This window comes from Staphylococcus xylosus, assembly GCF_002732165.1.
GTDB classification, from domain to species: domain Bacteria; phylum Bacillota; class Bacilli; order Staphylococcales; family Staphylococcaceae; genus Staphylococcus; species Staphylococcus xylosus.
The window spans coordinates 116526-129913 of record NZ_MRZO01000003.1 but is presented as its reverse complement, the minus strand read 5'-3'; the positions used below and the strand labels follow the sequence as shown (position 1 = coordinate 129913).

The window sequence follows — 13388 nt, the reverse complement described above, 5'->3', positions numbered from 1 at the left end:
AAATGATCATCGAAGAAATCGTAGGTAATATTGCTAACATTTCAGATAGCGATAAAGGAAAACATATAGAAAAAGTATATTTAGAAAACTCTGATTTAGTTAAACGCATTCAACGTGTTAAAACAGATCACGGTAATGAAATTGGTATCCGTTTAAAACAGCCAATCGACTTACAATATGGAGATATTTTGTATAAAGATGATACTAATATGATCGTCGTAGATGTAAATTCTGAAGATTTGCTTGTAATTAAACCTCGCTCTTTACAAGAAATGGGAGATATCGCTCATCAACTTGGTAATAGACATTTACCTGCGCAATTTACAGAAACTGAGATGCTCGTTCAATATGATTACTTAGTCGAATCACTATTGAAAGATTTAGGGATACCATATGAACATGAAGATCGTAAAGTTAATAAAGCATTCAGACATATAGGTCATTCACATGATTGATCACGCACACCTACGCTTGTTTCAATTTTGTGATTCACAATTTCCAACAGGTGCTTTCAGCCATTCATTTGGACTTGAAACTTATATCCAACGCGATATCGTTCATGATGAACAAAGTTTTCAGCAATGGCTCATACTTTTTCTAAATGAACAATTAACTTATGCTGATGGCTTAACGATGCGTCTCGTATACAATGCGCTCGAACAAGATGATACACAAGCTATTTTACGATTAGATCGTATCCTTTTTGTACAAAATATACCAAAAGAAACACGGCAAGGTTCTAAACAGATGGGTAATCGTATGGTGAAACTTGCTTCTGAGCTATATGATAGTGATTGGTTAGACTGGTATCATGCTCAAATGCTTGATAAAAAAGCGATATTACACCCCGCTATTTGTTTTACTATGCTTGGCCATCATCTCGGGGTCGATATAGAAACGATTATTGATTACTATTTATATCAAAACGTATCTAGCCTTACTCAAAATGCAGTACGCGCAATACCCTTAGGTCAAACTGCTGGGCAACGTATCGTTCATCAAATGATACCTATCATGAAAGATACTAGAGATCATATTATGACTTTAGATGAATCACAACTTGGTATTACTGCACCAGGTTTAGAAATCAACCAGATGGAACATGAAAACGTGAACGTAAGAATTTTTATATCTTAGGAGGTCAAACTTTATGACAGACACAATTAAAATAGGTGTTGGTGGACCTGTTGGTGCAGGAAAAACGCAACTTATTGAAAAAATTGTAAAACGCTTAGCAAAAGACATGAGTATTGGTGTCATCACGAATGACATTTATACAAAAGAGGACGAAAAAATATTAGTTAATTCTGGCGTATTACCTGAAGACAGAATTATCGGTGTAGAAACGGGTGGTTGCCCCCATACAGCTATACGTGAAGATGCCTCAATGAATTTTGCTGCAATTGATGAATTAAAAGAACGAAACGATGATATCGAACTTATTTTCATCGAATCTGGTGGCGACAATTTAGCTGCTACTTTCAGTCCAGAATTAGTAGATTTCTCTATCTATATTATCGATGTTGCTCAAGGGGAAAAAATCCCTCGAAAAGGTGGACAAGGTATGATTAAATCCGATTTCTTTGTTATAAACAAGACTGACTTAGCACCTTATGTTGGTGCGTCATTAGAACGCATGGCCGAAGATACAAAAGTATTCCGTGGCAATCGTCCTTTCACTTTTACAAATCTTAAAACAGATGAAGGTTTAGATGAAGTTATTGAGTGGATAGAACAAGACGTATTTCTTAAAGGGTTAGCTTAATGTCTGATGGACAGAATCAATGGACCGGCCAATTAGATTTAACTGTCTTTAATAATGGCAAGAAATCGGTGGCGCGTGATATTTTTTCGAAAAAGCCTTAAAAGTCATGCGACCAGTTTATTTAAATAACTCTGATATACCTACATTTTATATTGTAAATGTAGGTGGCGGTTACTTAGATGGAGATCGTTACAAAATGGATTTTAATATTGAACCTAATGCAAAAGTTATCTTAACTTCACAAGGTGCTACAAAAATTTATAAAACACCTAATGATCATGTAGAACAATACCAAAACTTTAGTATTCAAGATGATGGATATGCTGAGTATGTAGGCGATCCAATTATCGCTTTTGAAAATGCAAAATTCTATCAACATAATACTTTTCATTTAAAACCTACAGCTGCATTATTTTATACAGACATATTAACTCCAGGTTATTCTAAAGATGATAAAAAATTCAGTTATAAGTATATGCACCTATTAAATGAAATTTATGTTGATGATGAATTGGTAGTTTTTGATAATACTTTGCTTGACCCATCCAAGAATAAAGTCGATGGGCTTGGTTATATGGAAGATTACACACACTTAGGGTCGTGTTATTTTATACACCCTAATGTAAATCAAAAATTAATCGACAGTGTTTATGAACAAATCAAGCATTATCAACAGCAATATGATTGTCGTTTCGGCATCACTAAGTTACCAACACACGGTTTTAGCATTCGAATATTATCAAACAAAACACAAATAATAGAAAAAATATTGACGACCTTACAAGAATTTGTAGTAAAAACAATATTTGATCGTGATGTGGATTTTTTAAGAAAATATTAAAAACTATAATCTAAAGGAGAGCCCAAAATTTTGCGCTCTCCTTTTTATATTAATCTAGTTTGATAATTTAACTAACGACTAATCTAAATAACACTTACTGTAAAACTCATGGTATTATAATTAAAAAACTAAATTATATTCAAGAACCACACAAGACTAGATACTAATAATACAATCGTCGTAATATAAATTGTTAATTTTTGACTTTTTTTCAATTCATTTTCTTTTTTAGTAAACAAACTAAATAATGTCCCATCTTTCCCCATTAATAAAGTAATAGAATAAATAAGTAAAACTAAAGATAAAATAAATAATATTAATGCAACGAACACCATAAAATCCCCCTCCCATCTGAGTAACATTCACTAAAATTACTAATTGTCATACCATCTTAACCTAGTTTATTAATAAAGAATACCAAATGCTTTTTATAAATAAACAAATTGTTAACTCTGTACTTTTATTATTGCTACAATAGTAAAGGCTAATAAATAATTTCTGGTAGGAGTGATCTTGTGATAGAAGAATATATTTATAAAAACACAGTACAACCATCTTGGATAGATAATAATAATCATATGCATGATGCGCAATATTATTCCGTATTTAGTGATGCAGTCGCTGGATTTTTGGAACATATTGATTTTTCAACTGATTATCGTCACAGCCAAGACGTTACAATATTTAACGTTGAAGCGCACATTTCTTATTTAAAGGAACTATTACTTCACGATGCTTTTTACATCAAGATTCATATTTATAATTATGATGCTAAACGGATACATTTATTCTTAACTATGTTCAACGCAAATAATGAACGCACTGCTACATATGAAGCGATGATGATGGGGGTTAACAACCATACTAGAAGTAGCACAGAATTCCCAACACCTATTCAAGAAAAAATTAAAAATTATTTTGATCAACAACAACATTTTGATGCACCTAAACAATTAGGTCATGTTATTCAAATACCTCAAAGTAAATAGTGCATTGCGACATACTTCACTTTTGACATCATATCTCTCTATTGATACCATAAGGTAGAATGACCATTCTATTTTGGAAGTGTGAGATACTATGTCGCAGAAGAAACAAGATATACTGAGTGTTGCGGAACGTTTATTTTATGAGCATGGCTTTCGTGGTGTTGGTTTAAAGCAGATTATTCAAGAAGCAAATGTTGCAACCATGACACTATATAACCATTTTGAATCTAAAGATAATTTAGTAGCACAAGTATTAAAACAAAGAGAAGCACGCTATTGGCGTTATCTCGATAGTTTCGTCGAAAAACGCCCAGATAAGCCTTTTATTTCAGCCGTTCAAGCACATTGTCAATGGCTTAATGACTACTCTTATAAAGGTGATATGTTTATGCGAGCGATTGAAGATTATGCTGATACTGATAATGAAATCGAAAGCACTGCAAGAGGACATAAAGCACGCCTGTTGCATTATTTAGAAAAACTCGCTAACGATGCAGGTATTGATAACGGCTATGATCTCGCTGTACAATACACATTGTTATTAGAAGGCACAACTTCAATGACTGCATTACTGGGGTCTAAAGAAGCTACTGAACATGCTATTACTATGGCAAAGTTATTATTACATGAAGCGCATAATCAATAAATCATAGACGAGTAGGTACTAGTATTCGAAAGAATCACTATCCTACTCGTTATTTCAAAACAAAAATAGAATGAACATTCTATATATTTTTATCTTTTATTAGAATGAGCATTCTATATAAATGTGGAGGTATTTTATGAAATTTTCAAAACTTGTATTACCAGGTATCGCTATGATTGCTACGACTTATGGCTTGGGCAGATTTAGTTTTGGTCTCTTTCTCCCAGAGATTTCCACAGACTTAAGGTTAACAGCTTCTCAAGCGGGTATGATTTCATCACTATTTTATTTGGCCTATTGTTTTACAATTATTTATTCTACGTTGAAAACTGACAAGGTCGGCCCTAAACGGATGATTATCTTTGCAGGGCTTTCTGTATTAATTGGCTTAATTCTAATAGGCTTCTCATCAGATACAATCATACTTTCCTTAGGTGTCATATTTGCTGGAGCTAGTACTGGATTAGTATCACCACCCTATGGTTATACAATTTCTTTATGGATTAAAATGCAAGATCAAGGCAAAGCAAATACATGGATTAATTCAGGTACAAGTTTAGGTTTAGTGTTCACTGGTATAACTGCTATGTTTATCTTTCTTGATTGGCGTGACACCTACCTAATCTATGCATTTATATCATTAATTGTATTAACTTGGAATTATATTATAATTCCAAGTCTACAACAGGATATTAAAATCGATACTGGTAGTTTGAATATCAGAGATATTTCCGCTAGTAAACGTATTGTAATGGCTTCTACAATACTCGGTGTTTCAACTGCACCATTTTGGACCTTTTCAAAGTCATTTGTTCAACTTACTGGTCATTACTCAGATATAGCTCTTTCTATATTTTGGATTTTAATTGGTATTTTCGGGGTGATTGGCGGTATATCTGGAGCTATTATCGATAAGAAAAGTCTTCATTTTGCGTTTAATATCGGCGTAATTGCGTTAGCATGTGCCACAGTTTTACTAGCATTCACCCCAAATATATGGTTACTCCCATTTATTTCATCTTCATTATTTGGTATGAGTTATATATTTTTAACAGGTGTTTTACTTGTTTGGGGGATTAAATTATTTGTAAAAAATGCTTCGTTAGGTATAGGTATTCCTTTTTTACTATTAGCAGTTGGACAAATCATCGGTTCTTCTTTCGCAGGTGTATTCATAGATATACTAAGCTACAAACAGACTTTTTTAATATATGGCGTAATTGGTTTCATACCTCTATTAATTTATCCTAAGGTTGAAATTACCAAAAGCAAAGTACCTAAAGGATACTATAGCAAATTACAACAAACCAATGCTGATGTTTTAAATTCAGAACGTTCTTTTGAATTTGAAACACCATCGCAAACAGAATATAACAATAATTAAGCTATTCAATTTCGTATAAATTGAAAATAACCCAGTTTTCTTCTGAAAATGATCAGACCCTTTAAAGAAGTTTTTAACATCTTCTTTAAAGGGTCTGATTAAATGAAGTATTTCCTGGGTTATCTTTATATCTAATTAATTTAAAGTACTTAGTGCTGTTTTTAAATCTTCTACTAAATCTTCTGTATCTTCAATACCAACAGACAAACGAATCAAGCCGTCTGCAATGCCTTCTTTCTCACGAATATCTTTTGGTATAGATGCATGCGTCATTAACGCAGGTACGGAAATTAAACTTTCTACCGCACCTAAACTTTCAGCTAACGTAAAATACTTAGATGCTTTAATTACTTGCTTAGCACTTTCTATATCTGCAACTTCAAATGCAATTACACCTGTATGCCCTTCTGCTTGGCTTTGATGAATATCATAATTTAAGTGAGTAGCAATACTTGGGTGGAATACTTGTCTAACAGCATTATGTTCTTGCAACATTGCTATAATTTCAAGGGTATTGCGTTGTACTTGTTCCATACGTATACCTAAGGTTTTAATACCTCGAATTAATAAATAACTATCTTGTGGTCCAAGTACACCACCTGTTGAATTTTGAATAAATCCAATACGTTCTGCTAATGCTTCGTCATTTGTAGCAACTAAGCCAGAAACAACATCACTGTGACCTCCGAGATATTTTGTTGCAGAATGCAATACAATATCGATACCAAATTTTAATGGATTTTGGAAATAAGGTGTCATAAACGTATTATCTACGACGGAAATCAAATTATGATTTTTAGCTAGCTCGGCAGATTTTTTAATATCTGTTACACGTAATAATGGATTAGATGGTGTCTCAATGTATAACATTTTCGTTTCAGGTTTAATATATTGTTCAATTTCGTCAATTTTTGTTGTATCAATAAAATCAGCTTCTATACCAAAACGAGTAAACACTTTAGATAATGCTCTATACGTGCCACCATAAACATCTGAATTAATTAATAAATGATCACCTTTATCTAACAACATAATAACTGCTGAAATGGCTGCCATACCAGAACCGAATGCATAGCCAAATTGCCCTTCTTCTAAATCTGCAATTAGCCCTTCCAACGCAGTTCTTGTAGGATTCGCAGACCGTGAATATTCGTAACCTTGTCTCATATCCCCAATATCATCTTGAATATAAGTACTCGTTTGATAAATTGGTGTCGTTACTGCGCCTGTGTATGGGTCTGTTGTCACGCCGCCATGTATTAATTGTGTTTTTTTATTCATAATCATTCTCCTTATAATTTAAGATTTGTTTTGACATATATCGGTCACTTCCATCAGGAAAAACTGTGACAATAACACCTTTGTTAATATGTTTTTTTATGTCTAGTGCTCCCTGTAGTGCTGCCCCTGATGAACTGCCAACTAAGAGCCCTTCTTGTTGAGCGATTAATTTTACATTTTTAAATGCGTCATCATCGCTGACTTTTATAATATCCGATACTAATGTTTCAGGTAAAAATGATGGCCATTGTTCAGAACCAATGCCTTCTATATCATGTGCATGTGCTTGGCCACCGCTTAAGATAGATCCTTCAGGTTCTACTATGACACTTTCAATATTAAATTGAGATAAATGTTCAGCAATACCTGCAAAGGTTCCGCCAGATCCTACACCACCGACAAAATAATCAATGTCATCTAGTTGGTCCGTAATTTCCTGTGCTAAGGTATATTGATAGGCTTCAGGATTATGTTTCGATTCAAATTGATTTAAATAAAAAGCTCCCGTTTTTGATTCGAATTCTCGTGCTGCTATTTTTGCACCTTCCATACCAAGTTCTTGATCTGTTCTTATTACTTTCGCTCCTAAAGCTTTTATAATAGACACTTTTTCTTCAGAGAAACCTAAAGGCGCAAAGATTACACTATTTAGACCATAATAGTTGGCTGCAAGAGCAACGCCGATGCCCGTATTACCAGCTGATGCTTCAACTACTGTATCGCCCTCATGAATCGCACTATCTTTCAAAGCTACCTCGATTAAATGCTTCCCTAATCTATCTTTTATGCTACCGCCAGGGTTGAACTGTTCTAACTTTGCATAAATTTGAACGTCTTTATTACTAAATGATTTTAAAAGTACAAGCGGTGTGTTTCCTATTAAGTCAAAACCAATCATTTTTTCCTCCATGAATTAACCATTTCCATTCTTTTTCACAATATCCTACTATAACGATAAGAATTATAAACAATTTCTCTTCTCTTTGCAACCTCTTTGGATTAAATACATTGTAAAAAACACAAATTAATTCTTACTTTTTTAATAAGAAATGGTTGAAAAGGTTAAAAAGCTCTTGTATAGTGAAAATTATCAGAAAATTCTAATTTTAGGAGGATTTATATCATGACTCAAAACCCTTGGCATTTAGATACACTTTCCATCCACGGCGGTCAAGTAACAGATGATTTTTCAAAATCACGTGCAGTTCCTATTTATCAGACTTCTAGTTATGTATTTGATAATACTGAACATGCGAGAAAGCTTTTTGCTTTAGAAGAACCTGGCAATATTTATACTAGAATAATGAACCCAACGCAAAATGTTTTTGAAGAACGTATTGCAGCACTTGAAGGTGGCATCGGAGCTTTAGCGACGTCTTCAGGACAAGCTGCAATTCATTTAGCACTCTTAAATATTGTAGAATCTGGAGACGAAATTGTAGCTTCTTCTAACTTGTATGGAGGAACTTATAATTTACTAAATGTTACTTTTAAAAAATTAGGAATCAAAGTTCATTTTGTAGATCCAAGTGACGCTGAAAATTTTGCACACGCTATTACCGATAAAACAAAAGCTGTTTATGCTGAAACTATAGGTAATCCAAAAATTGATGTGTTAGACATTGAAGCAGTCGCAACCGTTGCCCATCAAAATAACATCCCTTTAATTGTGGATAATACTTTCCCAACACCATATTTACTACGTCCTTTTGAATTTGGTGCAGATATTATTGTACATTCAGCAACTAAATTTATAGGTGGTCACGGTACTTCTATAGGTGGTGTTATTGTAGATAGTGGTAATTTCAATTGGGATAATGGTAAATTCCCAGGCCTTGTGGAACCTGATTCAAGTTATCATGGCATTTCATATGCTAAAGATGTTGGAGAAGCAGCCTATATAACGAAGGCACGTGTACAATTATTACGTGATTTAGGTTCAGCAGTGTCACCGTTCAACGTTCATGAATTTTTATTAGGATTAGAAACTTTACATTTACGTTTAGAAAGACACTCTGAAAACGCCTTGCGTGTTGCACAATATTTGGAACAACATCCAAACGTAACTTGGGTGAATTATCCAGGATTAGAAAACAATAAATATCACGATCTTGCCCAAAAGTATTTACCCAATGGTCAAGGTGCAGTGCTCACATTTGGTGTAGACGGTTCTGTTGAAGATATTGCAAAATTTGTTGATGCTTTAAATCTATTCTCTCACTTAGCAAATGTTGGGGATTCTAAATCTTTAATCATCCATCCTGCTAGTACTACACATTTACAATTATCACCTGAAGAACAACAAGCTTCAGGCGTTGTACCAGAACTTGTAAGATTATCAGTTGGAACTGAAAATATTGATGACATAATTAATGACCTTGAAAAAGGTTTTAAAGCATCACTTGAAAATTAACGTAGGAATTTTCTTAGTGATGCTTATGCAAAGATTACTTTTGTATTCCTTTAAACACTTGAAAATTAGCGTAGCAATTTTCTTAGTGATGCTTATGCAAAAGAACACTTTTGTATTCCTCTAACCACTTGAAAATTAACGTAGCAATTTTCTTAGTGATGCTTATGCAAAAGATTACTTTTGTATTCCTTTAAACACTTGAAAATTAGCGTAGCAATTTTCTTAGTGATGCTTATACAAAAGAACACTTTTGTATTACTTTAACCACTTGAAAATTAACGTAGCAATTTTCTTAGTGATGCTTATGCAAAAGAACACTTTTGTATTCCTCTAAACACTTGAAAATTAGCGTAGCAATTTTCTTAGTGATACTTATGCAAAAAAACACTTTTGTATTCCTCTAACCACTTGAAAATTAACGTAGGAATTTGCTTAGTGATGCTTATGCAAAACAAAACTAAACTAAAAACTAGGTTAATACTAAAAAGGCTGAGGCAAATTAATTGCCTCAGCCTTAATCATATATCATATGTAAAAATGAATAGTGAAGTACAATACATAGGTTCCTCCTATCCACCAGTCAATGAACTTTTTAGACTCCCTAGGACTATGACCTCACACAAACCTAAGCCTCCCCTCTATATTCGCTATACCTTTATCTATGCTTTATATTTCATATTGAATTTGTAAATTAATATTGGGATAATAATCATATTAATCGCATAAGTTGGGGTGTTCATTTGAGTGAAAATAAAGACAAGTTAACCGTAAGTGTTATCCTATTAGCTGGAAAGATACTACTTTCCTCTGGTGCTGAAGTATCAAGAGTAGAAGATACCATGCGCCGCATCGCAATTTGTATGGGCTATTATAATAGCCAAGGTTATGTAATTAATGTGTTCATCAACTTTTCATTAAGCGAAGAACATGACACACGTATATTACGCATAAACAAAAACAGCACCAACTTATTAAAAATATTTCAAGTTAATTCAATTTCTAGACAGCTTACCAGTAACCAACTATCTATTGATCAGGCTTATATTCTATTAAAAAATATCGATCGCGCTAATTTAAGTATTCCATTATGGAAAAAGGTAATGGCTGCAGGAATAATTTCATTAAGTTTTCTATATTTACAAGGGGGAACCTGGGCAGATGCAATCACCACAATTATTGCCGGGTCAATTGGTTTCTTAATTGTTGAATATATGCAGAGTAAATCATTGACGATGTTTATTCCTGAATTTGTGGGTTCTTTTGTACTTGGTATGCTGGTTATTTTGGGGTCCAATTTATTTAATGTCAATAAAATGTTCGGTCCAGCGATGATTGCAGCTGTTATGCCAATAGTTCCAGGTGTACTAATAACAACAGCTATTCAAGATTTGTTCGGAAGACATATGTTAATGTTTACAGCCAAGTTCTTAGAAGCACTTGTAATCGCATTTGCTATAGGGTCTGGCATTGCTATCGCTTATCTCATCTTTTAAAGGGGGGATCGTAATGACGATTCTATTCACATTTCTATGTAGTTTCAGTGCATCTTACTTTTTCAATGTGATTTACGATGCACCTAGAAAAATATTCTTACCTGCCGGATTGGCTGGCGCTATGGGTTATTCCATAACTTTTATTTTAGAAAGAAACTTTCATATGGATAGTATATACACAAGTTTGTTAGGAAGTTTAACACTAGGTTTAATAGCACATATCTTAAGTCGTGTTTATAAAGCACCAGTTGTGTTATTTATGATTCCTGGTATTATACCTTTGGTCCCTGGTAGCATTGCCTTTAGAGCGACCCAGCAACTTGTGACGCTCAATTTCACAGATGCTACAAATACATTTATTCGTGCTATTTTGATTGCTGGATCAATTGCTCTAGGCCTGTTACTTTCTGACCAGTTATCGAAGACACTCAATATCCGTAAATTATTATTAGTGAAAAGAAACAAATTATAAAAAGTTCCACAGTGCGCATGTGATTGAAATATAAATAATGTTTCTGTCTCAACTCATTATAATGGTAAAGATGACTAGAGTTGAAAAAGCCTTTAAAAGATGTTTTTCAACTCTAGTCTCCCTTGCCTCGGAGAGAGAACAGAACCTTTTCATCAAAAATAGATTTCTGTATCACTCCCATAGACACTAGAAAGCCTTTATTTATTTTTGTTCACAAAATAAAGCCCCGTTAGCACATTCGCATCTAAATCACTTATTCTGACTACTATTTCTCTATTTTGAATCAAGTGATGTTTTTGTGCATATGCTTCAATTCGCGCTTTATAAGGTAATGAACTTTGTGTTACACCACCTCCAAGTACGATATCATATACGTTGAAGATACTATATAGGTTCGTGCATAACTTTTGTGTTAAATCTATTACTTCTTCTATCATCTGTACGATTTGCTTATTTTCTCCTGCATTATATAGTTCTATTGCTTCTCTCGTACTAACTTCTTTATTAAGCAATACACCTGCTTTTCTACTTATTGCTAGTCCAGAAATTTCATTTTCGACGCAACCATATTGTCTACAAACAGGGCATAGGTAGTCACTATTATCTTTAATAATTGTATGACCAATCTCACCGAAATTACCATCGCTACCAGAAACTAGCTTGCCATTTCTCATATATGCCATGCCAACACCTGTACTTATAGTTAAATATATAAAATCTTTTGTGCTCGATGAAACATAGCGTTGTTCTGCTAATATAGCAGCATCCGTATCATTTACAAAATATGGTTTGAATGAACTATGTTCAGTGATGAATTTACCTGCCTTAAAGCCATTGTATCTTTGCAAATTAGGAGGATTTAAAAAAACACCCTGAGTATAATCACACGGCCCAGGCATAGCAATATTTAGTACTTTATCATCCACATGTTCAACACTTTTTAAGTAAGTGTTAGCTATATTGATTATTTCAGTAAACTGTTGTTCAGGATTATCTATATACGTTTCAAATTTATGGCTCTCTATAATTTCTAAATCTTCATTAATCAAACCTACAATTGTCTTTGTTCCACCTATATCTGTACAAATTTTCAGCATGGTAATTACCTCCTATGATTACATAGATAGGCAGAGATAACTAAAATTATCTCGCCTTTAACTTTTTTATACATAGCTAACGATAAATGTCATCTCACCTTTAAATGTTATTTCTTCATCCTCAGTCGTCAGTATAAAATGTGCCCCTTTTTCTAAAGTAATAGTTTCATTATTTACCGTAACTTCGCCATTGCCCTCTACAATAGATACTAGACAATATGATTGTGGTTTTGTATAAGTTAAATGACCATTGATTATCCATCTTTCCACTGTAAAGAACGTATTAGATACAAATTGCGTATAATCCTGACCTTGAATCATTTCATGCTTAGCTGATGTATTGGGTGAGCTAGCCGAAAGGTCAATTACCTCTTTGCTTTCTTCTAAATGAAGCGCTCTTTTATTGCCATCCTTATCAGTTCTATCGTAATCATAAATGCGGTAAGTAGTATCAGAAGATTGTTGTGTCTCTAGGATTAATATCCCTTCTCCTATTGCGTGCACGGTACCCGCTGGCACATAGAAGAAGTCTCCTGCTTGTACTTTAACTGATTTGAATAATGCATCGAATTGTTTGTTATCAATCATTTGATTTAACTCATTTTGATTCTGTGCATTTACACCGTAAATAATTTCTGCATCTTCTTTTGCATCTAAGATATACCAACATTCAGTCTTACCATATTCACCTTCATACTTTTGCGCATACGTATTATCTGGATGTACTTGTACTGACAAATTATCATTTGCATCTAATATTTTAGTTAATAATGGAAACTTATCTTCTGTAGGATTTCCAAATAATACTTTGTCTTCTGCCCAAACTTCATCTAATGTTTTACCTTTATGACGTCCATTCTCAATAATGTTTGGACCGTTCGGATGTGCTGATATCGCCCAACATTCTCCAGTATGATCATTAGGTATATCATAGTTAAATGCTTTAAGTGCATTGCCTCCCCATATTCTTTCTTGAAAAACAGGTTTTAATAATAATGGCATTTATT

General features: G+C 33.5%; 14 protein-coding genes and 1 pseudogene. 10 read left to right on the top strand and 5 right to left on the bottom strand.

All coding sequences use genetic code 11. The features are described 5' to 3' along the window. The first annotated feature begins 2 nt into the window (after positions 1-2). From ureE to BTM19_RS05690, 4 genes and pseudogenes are all read left to right on the top strand, one after another. Entirely contained in the window at positions 3-455 is a 453-nt protein-coding gene (ureE, locus tag BTM19_RS05705) for an urease accessory protein UreE (RefSeq protein ID WP_029378140.1), read from the top strand. Beyond that, positions 448-1137, top strand: coding sequence for an urease accessory protein UreF (locus tag BTM19_RS05700; protein WP_081225186.1), 690 nt, complete (start codon positions 448-450; stop codon positions 1135-1137). The genes ureE and BTM19_RS05700 overlap by 8 nt, the downstream gene beginning before the upstream one ends. A gap of 13 nt (positions 1138-1150) precedes the next feature. Continuing rightward, on the top strand, positions 1151-1765 hold the full coding sequence (gene ureG, locus BTM19_RS05695; protein ID WP_017723828.1) for an urease accessory protein UreG: 615 nt from the start codon (positions 1151-1153) through the stop codon (positions 1763-1765). Continuing rightward, positions 1765-2606, top strand: a pseudogene (locus tag BTM19_RS05690) (urease accessory protein UreD). The gene ureG and the pseudogene BTM19_RS05690 overlap by 1 nt, the downstream one beginning before the upstream one ends. A 128-nt stretch (positions 2607-2734) precedes the next feature. Here BTM19_RS05690 and BTM19_RS05685 read toward each other — a convergent pair. After that, positions 2735-2941 (bottom strand): hypothetical protein, encoded by a 207-nt coding sequence (locus BTM19_RS05685; protein ID WP_029378137.1) that lies wholly within the window; start codon positions 2939-2941, stop codon positions 2735-2737. Between the two features lie 180 nt (positions 2942-3121). On the opposite strand from BTM19_RS05685, the gene BTM19_RS05680 reads away from it, so the two are divergent. From BTM19_RS05680 to BTM19_RS05670, 3 genes are all read left to right on the top strand, one after another. After that, positions 3122-3595, top strand: coding sequence for a thioesterase family protein (locus BTM19_RS05680; protein WP_029378136.1), 474 nt, complete (start codon positions 3122-3124; stop codon positions 3593-3595). 91 nt (positions 3596-3686) lie between these two features. Further along, entirely contained in the window at positions 3687-4241 is a 555-nt protein-coding gene (locus BTM19_RS05675; RefSeq protein WP_029378135.1) for a TetR/AcrR family transcriptional regulator, read from the top strand. A gap of 136 nt (positions 4242-4377) precedes the next feature. Continuing rightward, positions 4378-5625 carry an MFS transporter gene (locus BTM19_RS05670; RefSeq protein WP_029378134.1) on the top strand — a complete coding sequence of 416 codons (1248 nt, stop codon included), beginning with the start codon at positions 4378-4380 and terminating at the stop codon, positions 5623-5625. Positions 5626-5760: 135 nt separating this feature from the next. Here BTM19_RS05670 and BTM19_RS05665 read toward each other — a convergent pair whose 3' ends face one another. Then, entirely contained in the window at positions 5761-6906 is a 1146-nt protein-coding gene (locus tag BTM19_RS05665) for a bifunctional cystathionine gamma-lyase/homocysteine desulfhydrase (protein WP_029378133.1), read from the bottom strand. Then, on the bottom strand, positions 6899-7804 hold the full coding sequence (locus tag BTM19_RS05660; protein WP_058625513.1) for a PLP-dependent cysteine synthase family protein: 906 nt from the start codon (positions 7802-7804) through the stop codon (positions 6899-6901). The genes BTM19_RS05665 and BTM19_RS05660 overlap by 8 nt, the downstream gene beginning before the upstream one ends. Positions 7805-8029: 225 nt before the next feature. On the opposite strand from BTM19_RS05660, the gene BTM19_RS05655 reads away from it, so the two are divergent. The 3 genes from BTM19_RS05655 (at position 8030) to BTM19_RS05645 (ending at position 11284) form a co-directional block, all read left to right on the top strand. Next, positions 8030-9319, top strand: a complete 1290-nt coding sequence (locus tag BTM19_RS05655) for a homocysteine synthase (protein ID WP_029378131.1) — start codon at positions 8030-8032, stop codon at positions 9317-9319. A 740-nt stretch (positions 9320-10059) separates the two neighbouring features. Continuing rightward, a complete protein-coding gene (locus BTM19_RS05650; RefSeq protein WP_029378130.1) occupies positions 10060-10812 on the top strand; it encodes a threonine/serine exporter family protein in 753 nt (250 codons plus the stop codon). Between the two features lie 13 nt (positions 10813-10825). Then, on the top strand, positions 10826-11284 hold the full coding sequence (locus tag BTM19_RS05645) for a threonine/serine exporter family protein (protein WP_029378129.1): 459 nt from the start codon (positions 10826-10828) through the stop codon (positions 11282-11284). A 197-nt stretch (positions 11285-11481) separates the two neighbouring features. Here BTM19_RS05645 and BTM19_RS05640 read toward each other — a convergent pair whose 3' ends face one another. Together BTM19_RS05640 and manA are read right to left on the bottom strand one after the other, a co-directional pair. Further along, positions 11482-12381: an ROK family protein gene (locus BTM19_RS05640; protein ID WP_029378128.1), complete on the bottom strand. Its 900-nt coding sequence runs from the start codon at positions 12379-12381 to the stop codon at positions 11482-11484. Between the two features lie 66 nt (positions 12382-12447). Beyond that, positions 12448-13383 (bottom strand): mannose-6-phosphate isomerase, class I, encoded by a 936-nt coding sequence (gene manA, locus BTM19_RS05635; RefSeq protein WP_038679203.1) that lies wholly within the window; start codon positions 13381-13383, stop codon positions 12448-12450. Between the last annotated feature and the right edge of the window lie 5 nt (positions 13384-13388).